The sequence below is a fragment of the Streptomyces sp. NPDC087859 genome (assembly GCF_044742595.1).
Classification (GTDB): Bacteria; Actinomycetota; Actinomycetes; order Streptomycetales; family Streptomycetaceae; genus Streptomyces; species Streptomyces canus_F.
In genome coordinates, this window is record NZ_JBIUUU010000004.1 from 190,790 (window position 1) to 205,424 (window position 14,635).

Genomic DNA, 14,635 nt, shown 5'->3' on the forward strand with positions numbered 1-14,635 from the left:
GTGGGCAGTATGACCGGCGTCACACTGTGATGAGTCGGTCGGGGGGCGGGCTTGCTGGGAAGTCGGGTGTTGGCGGCGGTCGTGACGGCGGTCATGGGGGTTGTGCTCTGTTCCGGTCCCGCGCGGGCGGCGGACGCCGGGGACCCGGCGTGTCTGAGTTCGGGGCTCGCCGATGCCAAGGTCTCGACAAGCATCCAACTCCTGCATGACGACCGTACGTTCACGAAGGTCATCACCAAGCTCACCGTCGACGTGCCCGCCGACTGGGCCTACGCGCCGGTCCTGCTGCTCAGTGGGGACAGCCCCCTTCACACCACCGCCATGGCCTGCCTCACCCGGCAGGGACCGGGCTGGCAGGACCCGTTGCGTTGGTGGGAGTGGCGCCCCGGGCTGCCCGAGGTGACGGTGGAGAAGGGCGGCCGGGTCCACGTCGTCTACGAGGCACATGCCTGGGTCGGTCAGTACGACAAGAACCTCGACATGGGGATCTGGCGGCTGCGGGCCGGGACCGACACCTGGTCCGTGACGCTCAGGCCGCCGCCCGCGCTGAGCGGTGCCCGCTGGGACGAGGTCACGGTGGACCCCGGTGTGCCCGGCGTCGAGAGCGCACAGCCGTGGCCGACGGCCGAGGAGGATGGCTCCCGGCTGGTGTGGCGTCTCGGGAACCGGGTGAAGTCGGCGCCCTCCGCCCTGACCGTGGTCGTCAGGCCGTCCTGGCAGCGCCTGTGGTCCGCGCAGAACGAGCGTCTGACCGCCCAGGGCCTCGGCTGGATCGGCGGTCTGCTGTCGACGGTGGCGATGTCCGCCCTGCTGCTGTGGGCGGTGGCCCGCTACCGCCCGCGCCGCCGCACACCAGATCCCGTCCTGCGCAACCTCGCCTGCTGGGCCGTCATCGCCGTCGCCCTCTTCGTGTTGACGTACACGGACGACCTGATCCACGAGTACGACGTGAGGCGCAGCGCGTGGTGGTTCGAGGACGCGCTGCTGCGGGGGCATCTCTTCGCGCTGGCCACCGCAGCGCTGTTGCTCGCCTTCGCGAAGCCGCCCTGGCGTGTCTGGGCCGTCGGTGCCCTGTTGGGGATCCCGCCCGCGGTGACCATGAGCCTGCCCAAGACCTTCGACCTGTACCAGTGGTGGGACGACCAGCCGATGACGTCGGACCTCGCACTCGCCGCCGAGACGACGGCCTCGTGCTGTCTGATGGCCCTCACGGTCCTCGGATTCGTCGCCGTGGCGTGGCGGCTGGGCGTCGACGGGGAGCTCATCCCGAAGAGCGGGAGGGGTGTTCCTCCCGGCGGGCCACCGAGGGACCGTGAGCTGCGGTTGCGCATCGTCGTACCCGCCGTCGTCGCGTGGACCGCCGTGGTGGGCCTCTGCTACGCGCTCACGGAGGAGCGCAACTGGCAGCGCGCCTCCTGGCTCAGCGACCGCGGTGACCCCTCGTACGGAACGGAACACCGCAACGACTTCGTCTGGGAGTCGATGTGGTCCGTCTCCAACGGTCAGGAATGGATCCTCGCCAACTCCTGGATCCTCACCGGCATCGCCATGCTCGCCGTACTGCGCACCAGGCGTTCCCCGACGCACCCACCCTTGGACGATCCGGCGGACCGACTGCTGCTGCTCGCGTTCTTCCCGGTCGCGGTGTCCATCAGCGAGGACCGGCTGGCGAGTTCACTCGCCGAGATCCTCTGGATCCCCGTCTACATGCTGGCCCTGTACGCGGCGGTGGCCGCCTTCCGGGGCCGCGCTGTCCTGGAGCAGGGTTTCGAGGATTCCCGGTGGCCCCTGGCGACGGCCGCTGATGCCATCGCCCGCCGCAGGCTGATGAAGGACTCACGGGTCTACCGGGAGACCCACGCGGAGCTGCGCCGCCTCGACCAAGGGATGTTCGGCGACGAGCCCCCTGAACGACAGACGCTGGAAGGGAAGTTGGACGGGCTGCACGATTGGCCCACGGGCGGCCCGCTGCCGTTCCCCGATCGCCTTCCCACGCGAGTCTCCGTGGTCGACGCGGCCTTGGCACTGGGGCCGAGGGACAACTGGTGGGACAACGGCGTCCGCGGGGCCCGCTGGGCGCTGGTCCCCGGTCTCCTCGCCGCCGTCCTCTCCACCTGGGCGGGCTTCGTCCGGGGCGAGGCCTGGCGAGACACCCTGCTGGACCTGTTCGGCCTGCCCAGCATGGCGCTCGGCATCGTCTACTGGGCGTCCACCTGGATCGGCGGCGGGTTCTTCCTGGGGGCGCTGTGGCGGGTTCTGCCCGGGCGGCGCGGGGCGGTCAAGGCGATTCCGGTCGCCCTCGCCTTCGCCGTTCCGCTGGCACTGGACGCGGTGTTCGGCTGGTTCACGCAGGAGGGCGCCGCCAACCTCGCACTGCACGCCGTGACGATGCTGCTCGTCCTCACGGTCACCGGCATCGCGCTGGACCTGGACACCTTCCGGGGTGAGCGCCGGTACTGGCAGAGTCGCCTGGGGCTGCTGCTGTCCATCTACCAGATGCGCTACTACTCGCTCCAGGTCGCCTATCTCATCGGCCAGGTCATCGCCGTGATCACCATCTGGCAGTTCTTCGCAGAGCCCGCGGCGACACCGCCGGCCGGCGGCAAGTGACCCCCCGCCCGGCTCAGTCGCGCGGGAACTCGTCGGTCTTGAGGGTGAGGTCGACGACGGTGCCGGTAAGGTCGATGTCGGTGCCGAAGTCGACCTTCGTCCTCGTGATGTAGTCGCCTTCCTTGGGCTGGGTATAGGCGTAGCAAGTGCCTTTGTAAGGGTCGGCGATGAGGTAGACGGGGACTTCGGCGACGGCGTAGGCGGTCTTCTTGGGGCCGTAGTCGTTGGCAGCCGTGCCCCTGGAAATGACCTCGGCGACGAACTCGACGTCTTCGTGGCGCCAGTGGCCCTTCTCAGTCTTTGCCGCACCTTCTTTCACGACCGTCACGTCGGTCGCGAAGCCGTTGAGATGGCCCGGGTAGTCGATCCGGACGTCGGACTTCACTCGCTTCCGGGGGTACTTGGTCCGCAACTGCTCATAGATGTCCGCGATGATCTCCCAGCGGGTGTCCCGCTGCGGCGACATGTAGACGGGTCCCCTCGACGATCTCGACCTTGTATCCCTCGGGGGCGGGCTTCTTCTCGAGCCGGTCGAACATCTCGTCGAGCGTGCTCTCGTTGTCGCTCTCGGCCATCGCGATCCTGTCTTCAAGGACGGTCATCGTGGCGCTCCTCCGCGGCTGCCCCACGGACAGATGCAGCCGCGCGGTACAACGATACGCACGGTGATCGAGGTACGCCGCTACTCGGTCAGCTTGTTCCAGCCGCGTACGTTTGTCCCCATCCCCACCCCTGATACATCGCCTCCGCGAACGCCCCCGCGATCCGGTGCTCGCCGCTCGCGTTCGGGTGGGTGCCGTCGTAGGTGTCGTGGTTGATGTCGTACGACTCCGGCGGCGAGGCCAGCAGGAGCGGGGAGCGGGGCTCGTCCAGGTCGGCCACCACTTTGGCGAGGAGTTCGTTGAAGAGGGTGACCTGGGTGCCGAAGGGCGGGTCGTCCTGGGCCCGGACGTTCGGGATGACCGGGAGCAGCACCATGCGGATGCGGGGCTGCGCCGCGCGTGCCTCCGCGACGAAGGCGCGGACGTTGTCCGCCGTCTGTTCCGCGTTCGTGTAGAAGCCCAGGTCGATGAGGCCCAGCGAGACCATCAGGACGTCGGCCCGGCAGGAGCGGACCGCGTCACCGATCAGCGGAGCCATGTGCAGCCACCCCTCGCCCCAGCCGGCGAGGTGGGCGCGGGGGAAGTCCGGGTCGGCGTACTCGTACGAGGTGGGTGTGTCCGTCGCCTTGTCGTGGAGCGTCTCGCGCGGGCCGACGAGGTCGAAGGGGTGGCCGTGGGTGTCGCGCAGGTGCTGCCACATCCGGTAACGCCATGTGTGTTCGCCCGCGCTTCCGATCGTCATGGAGTCGCCGACGGGCATGAACCTGGGCATCCGCTCATGATGAACGATCAGTGGGAGCGGTGGGGTGTGAGGCCGGACACGTGAACGCCCTTCCGGGGATGGCAAGCTTGGGCTCATGCGTGCGCTACTCGGTGTTGTCGGAGCCACTGCCCTGCTCGTTCTCACGGGCGCGAGCCCCGCGGCCGCCGCCGACGGGGACAACGGGTTCACCATCGAGGACCCGCGCATCACCGAGTCCAGCGGGCTCGCCGCGTCCCGTCAGCACCCGGGCATCTACTGGACCCACAACGACCAGGACACCGGCACCTACCTCTACGCCGTCGACAGCTCCACCGGGAAGACCGTCGCGAGGATCACCCTGAAGGGTGTCGGCACCCAGCGGGACGTCGAGGCCGTAGCCATCGGGCCGGACAACCAGATCTACGTCGGGGACATCGGCGACAACGACGGGGTGACCTGGCCCTACGTCTGGATCTACCAGCTGCCCGAGCCCAAGGAGCTCAAGGACCAGACGATCCGCGCCAAGCAGTACGTCGTGAAGTACTCCGACGGCTCCCGTGACGCGGAGTCGATGATCGTCCATCCGAAGACCGGGCGCGTCTACCTCATCGACAAGCAGGAGGACGGCGGGCATCTGTACGAGGGGCCCGCCAAGCTCTCCACCTCCGGCGCCAACGTCTTCAGGCCCGCCGCCGCCGTCGACCTCTGGGCCACCGACGCCGCCTTCTCGCCGAACGGCCGACAGCTCGCCGTACGCGGCTACTTCGGCGGTATCTGGTACGACTGGAACGGCGGCGACCTCAAGCGCGGCGGCCGGATCAGCGTGCCCATCGGGCAGGGGGAGTCCGTCAGTTACTCGCCGGACGGCACCAAGCTGATGCTCGGCAGCGAGGGCGTCGGCAGCGAGGTGGTGGCCGAGGACGCGCCCGGGGGCGACGGATCGTCCGACTCGCCGTCCGGCAACGGGGGTTCGGGTCAGGCCGACGGAGACGGCGGCTCCGACAGCAAGAACGTCAAGGTCGGCGCTCTCGCCGTGGCCGTCGCCGCGGCCGTCGTGTTCGGGTTCCGGGTGCTGCGCCGCAGGTGAGCCGCCGGGCCCGGATCACTGTTCCGTCCGGCGTCGCGACACGATGACCTCCAGGCCGTCGAGGATGCGCTGCAGGCCGAACTCGAAGTGGTCGAAGTCGGTGCCGAACGCGTCGTCCGAGAGGGCGGCGAGCACCGGGTAGCGACCGCTGGCCATGACCTTCTCCAGCGTCGGCACCTGTGCCTGCCAGAACTCCGCGTCCGTCAGGCCCGTGCGGCGCTCCACCTCCTGCTGGTACAGCTGGGTGCGGGCGGCGCCGACGACGTAACCGTCGATCATGATGATCGCCGAGACCAGTTCGGGGTCGGTCAGGCCCATCGGCTTGATGAGGGTGAGGACCTTCTCCATGCCGTCCAGGGCGCTCGGGCCGAGGATCGGGCGGGACTGGTTGACCTGGAGCAGCCAGGGGTGCCGGCGGTAGAGGGCGAGGGTCGCGCGGCCCATGGCCTCCAAAGCCGAGCGCCAGTCGCCGTCGCCCAGGTCCGCCGGGTTCTCGGACGGCTTCTGCACCCGGTCCAGCATCAGGTCGAGCAGCTCGGCCTTGCCGGGGACGTACCGGTACAGCGACATCGCGCCGGTGCCGAGCTCGCCGGCGACGCGGCGCATCGACACCGCGTCCAGACCGTCGGCGTCCGCCACCTGGACGGCCGCTTCCACGATCCGGTCCAGGGTCAGGGCCGGCTTGGGCCCGCGGCTGGGGCGCCGGCCCGTGTCCCACAGCAGCTCGAGGGTGCGGACGATGTCCCCGCTGCCGCTGCTCTCCGAACTGCTCGTCATGGGTGCAGCTTAGTTCCCCGGAAATTAACTGGGTACGCCGTACGCGTAATCGGGTACGGTGTACTCAGTTAAGGAGACCAAGGGGGAACCCATGACCGACGGATACGCGGTGCGCGCCGAGGCACTGGAGAAGCGGTACGGCGAGAAGCGCGCCCTCGACGGCTTCGACCTGGCCGTCCGCGAAGGCACCGTGCACGGACTGCTCGGGCCGAACGGCGCCGGCAAGACCACGGCCGTCCGCATCCTGGCCACGCTGCTGCGGCTGGACGGCGGACACGCGACCGTGGCCGGCCTGGATGTGGCCCGGCACTCACGCGAGGTGCGTGCCCGCATCGGGCTGACCGGGCAGTACGCGGCCGTGGACGAGGTGCTCACCGGCCGGCAGAACCTGGAGATGTTCGGCCGGCTCTTCCACCTCGGTGGCCGGCGGGCCAAGGCGCGCGCCACCGACCTGCTGGAGCAGTTCGACCTCACCGACGCCGCGGACAAGGGCGTCGGCAAGTACAGCGGCGGCATGCGGCGCCGCCTCGACCTCGCCGCCTCGATGATCCTCGCCCCGGCCGTCCTCTTCCTGGACGAGCCGACCACCGGACTCGACCCCCGCAGCCGGGGAGAAGTCTGGGACTCCGTGCGGGCGTTGGTGGCGAGCGGCACCACCGTGCTGCTGACCACGCAGTATCTGGAGGAGGCCGACAAGCTGGCCTCCCGCATCACCGTCATCGACCAGGGGCGCTCCATCGCCGACGACACCCCGGACGGACTGAAGAGCAGGGTCGGCGGCGACCGTATCGAGGTGGTGGTCGCCGACCGGGCCGACATCCCGCGGGTGGTGAAGGTCGTCGCCCGCGTCTCGGACGGCGAACCCGAGGCGGAGGAAGGCGAGTTGCGTGTCCACGCCCCGGTCGTCGACCGCGTCCCGGCGCTCACCGAGGTGGCCCGCACCCTCCAGGACGAGGGTGTCCGTGTGGAGGACATCGGGCTGCGCAGGCCCAGCCTCGACGACGTGTTCCTGCGCCTGACCGGACACCGCACGGAGAAGGAGGAGACAGCCGCATGAGCACCGTCGACCTGACCGGCCGGGCCACCCACGGCCGCGCCTACTGGATCCTCGCCGACGTCTGGAACATCGTCCGCCGAGGCCTGACCCACTACCAGCGTCAGCCCGTCAACATCGCCTGGCAGCTGGGCTTCCCGATCCTCTCCGTCCTCCTCTACGGCTATGTCTTCGGCAGCGCCATGCAGGTGCCCGGCGGCGGGGACTACAAGGACTTCCTGATGCCCGGGATGTTCGTGATGACGATGGCGTTCGGCTTCATCAACACGGCGACGCTCGTGGTGTACGACGCCACGAAGGGCGTGATCGACCGGTTCCGCTCCATGCCGATGGCGTCCTCGGCGGTCGTGGCCGGGCGCGGGGTCACCGATCTGCTGGTCGCCTGCGCCGAGTTGGCCATCATGATGCTGACCGCGATCGCCATGGGCTGGCGGCCGGACGGGGGTCTGGGCTTCCTCGCCGCGTTCGGGCTGCTGCTGTGGCTGCGGTTCTCGCTGATCTGGATCGGTGTGTGGCTGGGGCTGATCGTGCCGAACCCGGAGGCGGCGGGCGGCCTGTTCGCGGTGGCCTTCCCCCTCACGATGATCTCCAGCATCTTCGTCGCACCCCAGCTGATGCCCGACTGGCTCGGCGCCGTGGCCTCCTGGAACCCGATCTCCTCCACGGCTGCCGCCACCCGCGACCTGTTCGGCACCCCGGTCGGCGGCGGGGACTCCTGGGTCGAGCAGCACGCGCTGCTCATGGCGTACGTGTGGCCGGTGATCCTGACGGCGATCTTCCTGCCCTTGGCGGTACGCAGGTTCCAGAAGCTCAGTCGGTAGCGTCCAGTGTCTTGACGTGTTCATGTGACCTGACTTCCATGGGAGGTGCGGGTGTGGGAGCGCTCCCACCCAGTTCCGGGCCCGCGCCTCCCGAGAGGAAGCAGCGACATGTTCCGCAGCTTGCGAAGAGCGCTGTGTGCGGTGGCCGCGGCCCTTCTTTTACCGCTGGGCGCGCAGACGGCCCAGCCCGCCCAGGCCGCCGAGGCCGCGGCCGGCGCCGGTTACTGGCACACCAGCGGCCGCCAGATCCTGGACGAGGCCGGGCAGCCGGTCCGTATCGCCGGCATCAACTGGTTCGGCTTCGAGACCGGCAACTACGTCCTCCACGGCCTCTGGTCACGCGACTACAAGAGCATGATCGACCAGATGAAAACGCTGGGCTACAACACGATCCGCATCCCGTTCAGCGACGACATCTTCAAGTCGGGGACCGTCCCCAACAGCATCGACTTCTCCAGCGGCAAGAACGCCGACCTGCAAGGACTCAACTCCCTCCAGATCCTGGACAAGATCGTCTCGTACGCCGGTCAGGACGGCCTCAAGGTCATCCTCGACCGGCACCGCCCGGACTCCGGCGGCCAGTCGGCGCTCTGGTACACCTCGGCGGTCCCGGAGTCGACCTGGATCGCCAACCTCAAGAACCTGGCGACCCGTTACCTCGGCCAGGACACCGTCGTGGGCATCGACCTCCACAACGAGCCCCACGACCCCGCCTGCTGGGGCTGCGGCGACACGACGAGGGACTGGCGCCTGGCCGCCCAACGGGCCGGCAACGCGGTCCTCGCCGTCAATCCCGAGCTGCTGATCTTCGTCGAGGGTGTCCAGACGTACAACGGCGTCTCCGGGTGGTGGGGCGGCAACCTGATGGGAGTGGCCGACCACCCGGTCCAACTGAACGTGGCGAACCGGGTCGTCTACTCGGCGCACGACTACGCCACGTCCGTGGCCCAGCAGAGCTGGTTCAGCGATCCCGCCTTCCCCGCCAACATGCCCGGCATCTGGGACAAGTACTGGGGCTACATCTTCAAGCAGAACATCGCGCCCGTGTGGGTGGGCGAGTTCGGTACGACCCTCCAGTCGACCGTGGACCAGCGGTGGCTGGCCGCGCTGGTGGACTATCTGCGGCCGACGGCGACGTACGGCTCGGACTCCTTCCACTGGACCTTCTGGTCCTGGAACCCCAACTCCGGTGACACGGGCGGGATCCTCAAGGACGACTGGCAGACCGTGGACACCGTGAAGGACGGCTACCTGGCGAGCGTCAAGGCGCCGGGCTTCCCGGCGGGCGGCGGCAGCGACCCCGGTGATCCGGGCGACCCCGGCGGCGGCACGGCGGCCTGCACCGCCGCCTACACCGTCAGCAGCGACTGGGGCGGCGGCTTCAACGCCGAGGTGAAGGTGACCAACACCGGCACGACCGCGATCAGTTCATGGAAGGTGACCTGGACCTGGAGCGGCTCGCAGCGCGTGACGAGCATGTGGAACGCGTCGTACACGCAGACCGGGTCGACCGTGACCGCGTCCAACGCCGCGCACAACGGCTCGGTCGCCGCGGGCGGTGCGGCGAGCTTCGGATTCGGCGGCGCGCCCGGGGGCGGGGGCGTGCCGAGCGTGAGCTGTACGGCGGCCTAGGGGAGCGCCGTACGCGAGAAGGGCGCCCGGGTGTTCGCCCGGGCGCCCTTCATCGTCGTACGACCTCAGGCGACTACAGCTTCTCGATCACGTAGTCGACGCACTTCGTCAGCGCCTCGACGTCCGCCGGGTCGATCGCCGGGAACATGGCGACGCGGAGCTGGTTGCGGCCGAGCTTGCGGTAGGGCTCGGTGTCGACGATGCCGTTGGCGCGCAGGACCTTGGCGATCGCGGCGGCGTCGATCTCGTCGGAGAAGTCGATCGTGCCGATGACCTGCGAGCGCTTGGCGGCGTCCGCGACGAACGGGCTCGCGTACTTGCTCTCCTCGGCCCAGCCGTACAGGCGGGTCGAGGAGTCCTTCGTACGGGCCGTGGACCAGGCCAGACCGCCCTGGCCGTTGAACCACTCCAGCTGCTGGTTGAGCAGGAAGAGGGTGGCGAGGGCCGGGGTGTTGTACGTCTGGTTCTTGCGGGAGTTGTCGATCGCCGTGGGGAGCGAGAAGAACTCCGGCACGTGGCGGCCGGACGCGTGGACGCGCTCGGCGCGCTCGATCGCGGCCGGGGAGAAGACGGCGATCCACAGGCCGCCGTCGGAGGCGAAGGACTTCTGCGGGGCGAAGTAGTAGACGTCCGTCTCGGCGATGTCGACCGGAAGACCGCCGGCGCCGCTCGTCGCGTCCACGAGGACGAGGGCGCCCTCGTCGGCACCGGCCACGCGCTGGACGGGGGCGGCGACACCGGTGGAGGTCTCGTTGTGGGTGAGGGCGTACACGTCGACGCCCGCCTCGGCCCGCGGCTCCGGGTGTGTGCCCGGGTCGCTCGCGATGACCGTGGGCTCGGCCAGCCACGGGGCGAGCTTGGCGGCCTTCGCGAACTTCGAGCTGAACTCACCGAAGTTCAGGTGCTGCGACTTGTTCTCGATCAGGCCGTGGGTCGCCACGTCCCAGAACGCGGTCGAGCCGCCGTTGCCGAGGACGACCTCGTACCCCTCGGGCAGGGAGAACAGTGCACTGATGCCCTCACGGACCTGGCCGACCAGGTTCTTGACCGGGGCCTGGCGGTGTGAGGTGCCCAGCAGAGATGTACCGGTTGCGGCCAGCGCGTCCAGCGCTTCCGTCCGCACCTTGGAGGGGCCCGCGCCGAATCGACCGTCGGCGGGCTTGATGTCAGCGGGAATCTGGATCTCAGCCACGGAGTGAGGTTAGCCGGTACGGGAAACCTGGTCGAAACGCAGTCCGTCGGCTGAGACGCGGCGTTTGATTTGCTGGACACATGACGGATCTAGAGGCCGCTCTGCGTAAAGCCGTCCAGGGTGACGTCCGCTTCGACGTCACCTCCCGCGCGCTGACCACCATGGACGCGTCCAACTACCGGCGGGTCCCGCTCGGTGTCGTGGCTCCACGCGACGCCGACGACGTCGCCGCCGTCCTCGCCGTGTGCCGCGAGCACTCGGTACCGGTCGTCGCGCGCGGCGGCGGCACCTCCATCGCCGGCCAGGCGACCGGCGCCGGGGTGGTGCTGGACTTCACCCGGCACATGAACCGGCTGCTCTCCCTCGACCCTTTGTCCCGCACCGCCGTCGTACAGCCCGGTCTCGTCCTCGACCGGCTCCAGGAGGCCGCCGCCCCGCACGGGCTGCGTTTCGGCCCCGACCCCTCCACCCACAGCCGGTGCACGCTCGGCGGGATGATCGGGAACAACTCGTGCGGCTCGCACTCGGTGGCGTGGGGGACGACCGCGGACAGTGTGCGGGAGCTGGACGTGGTCACCGCGCGCGGGGAGCGGGCGCGGCTGGGGCAGGGGTGGGCGGGCGCGCCGGAGGGGCTGCGGGAGCTGGTGGAGGGGGACCTGGCGCGGCTGCGGACCGGTTTCCCCGAGCTGCCCCGCCGGATCTCCGGGTATGCGCTGGAGGCGCTGCTGCCGGAGAGGGGCGCGGATGTCGCCCGCTCCTTCTGCGGGAGCGAGGGCACTCTGGGGATCCTCACCGAAGCCGTCGTACGGCTCGTCGAGTCACCACGCGCGCGTGCCCTCGCGGTGCTGGGATATCCGGACGAGGGCGCGGCCGCCGAGGCCGCGGCCGGACTGCTGCCGTACGGCCCCCTGACGGTGGAGGGCATGGCGGCCGACCTGGTGCCCGCGGCGGTGGCGCTGCCCCGTGGCGGGGCGTGGCTGTTCGTGGAGACGGGCGGCGACACCGAGGCCGAGGCACGCGCGCGTGCGGAGACGATCGTGCGGGCCGCCGATGTCATGGACGCGGTGGTCGTGACGGACCCGGCCGGTCAGCGCACCCTGTGGCGCATCCGCGAGGACGCCAGCGGTACGGCGACCCGGATGCCGGACGGCTCCGAGGCGTGGCCCGGCTGGGAGGACTGCGCGGTGCCGCCGGCCCGGCTGGGCGCGTATCTGCGGGACTTCAGGGGGCTGCTGGGCGAGCACGGGCTGCGCGGGACGCCGTACGGCCATTTCGGGGACGGCTGCATCCACGTCCGTATCGACTTCGATCTGCTGACGGACGCGGGCGTCGGCCGCTTCCGGCGTTTCTCGGAGGAGCTCGCCGGCCTGGTCGCGGCGCACGGTGGCTCGCTGTCCGGCGAGCACGGGGACGGGCAGGCGCGGGCGGAGCTGCTGCCCCGGATGTACGGCGCGGAGCTGGTGGGGCTCTTCGAGCGGGCGAAGGGTGTGTGGGACCCGGACGACCTGCTGAACCCCGGGATGCTGGTGCGCCCGGCGCCACTGGACTCGAACCTCCGCTTCTCCGTCCTGCCCCGCGAGCCGGTCGACGTGGCCTTCGGCTACCCGGCCGACGGCGGTGACTTCTCCGCGGCGGTCCGCAGGTGCGTGGGCGTGGCGAAGTGCCGTACGACGTCCGCGCCCGGGTCCTCCGTGATGTGCCCGTCGTTCCGCGCGACCGGCGAGGAGGAGCACTCCACGCGCGGGCGGGCCCGGCTGCTGCACGAGATGCTCGCGGGTGAACTGGTCACCGACGGCTGGCGGTCCGAGGAGGTGCGGGACGCGCTGGATCTGTGCCTGTCCTGCAAGGGCTGCCGCTCGGACTGTCCGGTCGGGGTCGACATGGCCACGTACAAGGCGGAGTTCCTGCACCACCACTACGAGGGGCGGCGCCGCCCGGCCGCGCACTACGCGATGGGGTGGCTGCCGGTGTGGCTGCGGGCGGTGGCCCGTACGCGCGCGGCGCGGGCGGTGAACGGTCTGGCCGGGGTGCGGCCGTTGGCGGCGGTCGCGAAGAGGCTCGGCGGAATCGCTCCCGAGCGCCCGATCCCGCGGGTGGCGGGGGAGACGTTCAGCCGGTGGTGGGGGCGGAGGCCGGCGGGCGTCGAGGGGTCTCGTGGGGCGGGCGTCGAGGGGTCGTGTGAGGCGGCGGGTCGTGGGCTGGCTGGGGCGGGCTCCGAGGGGCCGCACGGGATGGCGGGTGGTGGGGCGCGCGGGAGGGTTGGTGGCGGGGCCGGGCGGACGGTTGGTGATGGGCCGCGCGGGAGGGTCGTGCTGTGGCCGGACACCTTCACCGAACATCTGTCGCCCGAGGTGGGCCAGGCGGCGGTACGGGTCCTGGAGGCGGCGGGCATCGGGATCGTGCTGCCGCCGACCCTGCGCACGGTGTCCGAGGGCCTCCGCCCGCTCGCGGCGCGCCGCGGCCGGGTCTGCTGCGGTCTGACGTACGTCTCCACGGGCCAACTCGACCGCGCCCGTACGGTCCTGCGCCGCACCCTCGACCTGATGGCATCGGTACTGGAGACGGACCTTCTGGTGGTGGTCCTGGAACCGAGCTGCGCGGCGGCGCTCCGCACGGACCTGCCGGAGCTGCTCCACGACGACGAGCGGGCCGCGCGTCTCGCCTCGCGGGTGGTGACCTTCGCGGAGGCGCTGGAGCGCCTGGCGCCGGACTGGCGGCCGCCGCGTGTGGACCGTCCGGCGGTCGGCCAGACCCACTGCCACCAGCACGCGGTCCTCGGAGACGCGGCCGAGCGGCGGCTGCGGGAAGCCGCGGGCCTGACCGGTGAACTGGCGGGCGGCTGCTGCGGACTCGCGGGCAACTTCGGCTTCGAGAAGGGTCACTTCGAGGTGTCGCGGGCCTGCGCGGAGGAGCAGCTCCTGCCGGCGGTGCGGGCTGCGGCCGACGGGACGGTGGTCCTGGCGGACGGTTTCTCCTGCCGGACGCAGCTGGGACAGCTGGCGGGGGCGCGGGGGCGGCATCTGGCGGAGGTGCTGGCGGAAGGGCTGGAGCGTCCTGGGGCGTGAGCCGAGTCATTCGGAACAGTGGCAAAAAGGGTTCACGCGCCTGACGTAGTCCATTACTCTGGACTGGTAAGTCCATCACGATGAACGAAATCCGCGCCAAGTCCTCTGGAAGGCCCCGTGACCACGCCGACCCCGGTTTCCGAGACCCCCGTCATCCAGGCCGCCTCGGCAGAAGTCCCGCACCGCTGGGGTTCCCTCGGTTCCATCGGTCTGGTGCTCTCCGCGGGCATCTCGGTGCAGTTCGGCGGCGCCCTCGCGGCGAGCCTGATGCCGCGGGCCGGGGCGTCCGGGGTGGTGACCCTGCGGCTGGTGGCGGCCGCGCTGGTCCTGCTCGTCGTCTGCCGGCCGAGGCTGCGCGGCTACACGCGTGCGGACTGGGGCACGGTCGTCGTCTTCGGCATCACGATGGCCGGGATGAACGGGCTCTTCTACCAGTCCATCGACCGCATCCCGCTGGGCCCGGCGGTCGCCCTGGAGGTGCTCGGCCCCCTGGCGCTCTCCGTCGTCGCCTCCCGCCGGGCGGTCAACCTCGTCTGGGCGGCCCTCGCCCTCGGCGGCGTCTTCCTCCTCAGCGGCGGAGGCTTCGGCGGCCTCGACCCCGTCGGTGTCCTGTTCGCCCTGGGCGCCGGTGCCATGTGGGCGGCGTACATCGTCTTCAGCGCCCGTACCGGCCGCCGCTTCCCGCAGGCTGACGGGCTCGCCCTCGCCATGGTCGTCGCGGCGCTGGTGTTTCTCCCGCTGGGCGTCGCCGAATCCGGCGCGAAGCTCCTCGACCCCACGACCATCGCCCTCGGCTCGGCCGTGGCGGTCCTCTCCTCGGTCCTGCCCTACACCCTCGAACTCGTCGCCCTGCGCCGCCTGCCCGCCTCCACCTTCGCGATCATGATGAGCCTGGAACCGGCCATCGCCGCGACCGCCGGCTTCCTCATCCTGAACCAGGCCCTCTCCATGACCGAGGCCGCCGCGATCGCCCTGGTCATCGCGGCGAGCATGGGGGCGGTGCGGACTCAGGTGGGACGAGGGAAGGCCAAGGTTCAGGAGGACGGTTCCTGA

Annotated in this window: 10 protein-coding genes and 1 pseudogene; 7 read left to right on the forward strand and 4 right to left on the reverse strand. The window is 70.6% G+C overall.

What is annotated here, in order from left to right; all coding sequences use genetic code 11:
* Window positions 1-93 precede the first annotated feature (93 nt).
* Window positions 94-2,610: a DUF6185 family protein gene (locus ACIOHP_RS11010; RefSeq protein ID WP_401885677.1), complete on the forward strand. Its 2,517-nt coding sequence runs from the start codon at window positions 94-96 to the stop codon at window positions 2,608-2,610.
* A 13-nt stretch (window positions 2,611-2,623) separates the two neighbouring features.
* Here the strand turns inward: ACIOHP_RS11010 and ACIOHP_RS11015 are convergent.
* Window positions 2,624-3,212 (reverse strand): annotated as a pseudogene (locus ACIOHP_RS11015) (Uma2 family endonuclease).
* 88 nt (window positions 3,213-3,300) lie between these two features.
* Window positions 3,301-3,984: an SGNH/GDSL hydrolase family protein gene (locus ACIOHP_RS11020; protein ID WP_401885679.1), complete on the reverse strand. Its 684-nt coding sequence runs from the start codon at window positions 3,982-3,984 to the stop codon at window positions 3,301-3,303.
* An 85-nt stretch (window positions 3,985-4,069) separates the two neighbouring features.
* Here ACIOHP_RS11020 and ACIOHP_RS11025 point away from each other — a divergent pair, with 85 nt between their 5' ends.
* Window positions 4,070-5,041, forward strand: a complete 972-nt coding sequence (locus tag ACIOHP_RS11025) for a WD40 repeat domain-containing protein (protein WP_361538496.1) — start codon at window positions 4,070-4,072, stop codon at window positions 5,039-5,041.
* Window positions 5,042-5,056: 15 nt separating this feature from the next.
* Here the strand turns inward: ACIOHP_RS11025 and ACIOHP_RS11030 are convergent, their stop codons facing one another.
* A complete protein-coding gene (locus ACIOHP_RS11030; RefSeq protein ID WP_361538494.1) occupies window positions 5,057-5,818 on the reverse strand; it encodes a TetR/AcrR family transcriptional regulator in 762 nt (253 codons plus the stop codon).
* Between the two features lie 91 nt (window positions 5,819-5,909).
* Between ACIOHP_RS11030 and ACIOHP_RS11035 the strand changes: the two genes are divergently transcribed.
* The 3 genes from ACIOHP_RS11035 (at window position 5,910) to ACIOHP_RS11045 (ending at window position 9,325) form a co-directional block, all read left to right on the forward strand.
* On the forward strand, window positions 5,910-6,875 hold the full coding sequence (locus ACIOHP_RS11035; protein ID WP_401885686.1) for an ATP-binding cassette domain-containing protein: 966 nt from the start codon (window positions 5,910-5,912) through the stop codon (window positions 6,873-6,875).
* Window positions 6,872-7,693: an ABC transporter permease gene (locus ACIOHP_RS11040; RefSeq protein WP_401885692.1), complete on the forward strand. Its 822-nt coding sequence runs from the start codon at window positions 6,872-6,874 to the stop codon at window positions 7,691-7,693. Before ACIOHP_RS11035 ends, ACIOHP_RS11040 begins: the two co-directional genes overlap by 4 nt.
* A 108-nt stretch (window positions 7,694-7,801) precedes the next feature.
* The gene (locus ACIOHP_RS11045; protein ID WP_401885695.1) at window positions 7,802-9,325 is read left to right on the forward strand and encodes a cellulase family glycosylhydrolase; all 1,524 of its coding nucleotides are present in this window, start codon (window positions 7,802-7,804) and stop codon (window positions 9,323-9,325) included.
* A gap of 73 nt (window positions 9,326-9,398) precedes the next feature.
* On the opposite strand, the gene serC is transcribed toward ACIOHP_RS11045, so the two are convergent.
* Window positions 9,399-10,517, reverse strand: coding sequence for a phosphoserine transaminase (gene serC, locus ACIOHP_RS11050; protein WP_361538486.1), 1,119 nt, complete (start codon window positions 10,515-10,517; stop codon window positions 9,399-9,401).
* Between the two features lie 80 nt (window positions 10,518-10,597).
* On the opposite strand from serC, the gene ACIOHP_RS11055 reads away from it, so the two are divergent.
* Window positions 10,598-13,582: an FAD-binding and (Fe-S)-binding domain-containing protein gene (locus ACIOHP_RS11055; protein ID WP_401885699.1), complete on the forward strand. Its 2,985-nt coding sequence runs from the start codon at window positions 10,598-10,600 to the stop codon at window positions 13,580-13,582.
* A gap of 117 nt (window positions 13,583-13,699) precedes the next feature.
* A complete protein-coding gene (locus ACIOHP_RS11060; RefSeq protein WP_401885703.1) occupies window positions 13,700-14,635 on the forward strand; it encodes an EamA family transporter in 936 nt (311 codons plus the stop codon).

Coding starts and splice junctions, on each gene's coding strand:
- ACIOHP_RS11010 (WP_401885677.1), top strand. CDS start 94: ATGGGGGTTGTGCTCTGTTCCGGTCCCGCGCGGGCGGCGGACGCCGGG.
- ACIOHP_RS11020 (WP_401885679.1), bottom strand. CDS start 3,984: ATGCCCAGGTTCATGCCCGTCGGCGACTCCATGACGATCGGAAGCGCG.
- ACIOHP_RS11025 (WP_361538496.1), top strand. CDS start 4,070: ATGCGTGCGCTACTCGGTGTTGTCGGAGCCACTGCCCTGCTCGTTCTC.
- ACIOHP_RS11030 (WP_361538494.1), bottom strand. CDS start 5,818: ATGACGAGCAGTTCGGAGAGCAGCGGCAGCGGGGACATCGTCCGCACC.
- ACIOHP_RS11035 (WP_401885686.1), top strand. CDS start 5,910: ATGACCGACGGATACGCGGTGCGCGCCGAGGCACTGGAGAAGCGGTAC.
- ACIOHP_RS11040 (WP_401885692.1), top strand. CDS start 6,872: ATGAGCACCGTCGACCTGACCGGCCGGGCCACCCACGGCCGCGCCTAC.
- ACIOHP_RS11045 (WP_401885695.1), top strand. CDS start 7,802: ATGTTCCGCAGCTTGCGAAGAGCGCTGTGTGCGGTGGCCGCGGCCCTT.
- ACIOHP_RS11055 (WP_401885699.1), top strand. CDS start 10,598: ATGACGGATCTAGAGGCCGCTCTGCGTAAAGCCGTCCAGGGTGACGTC.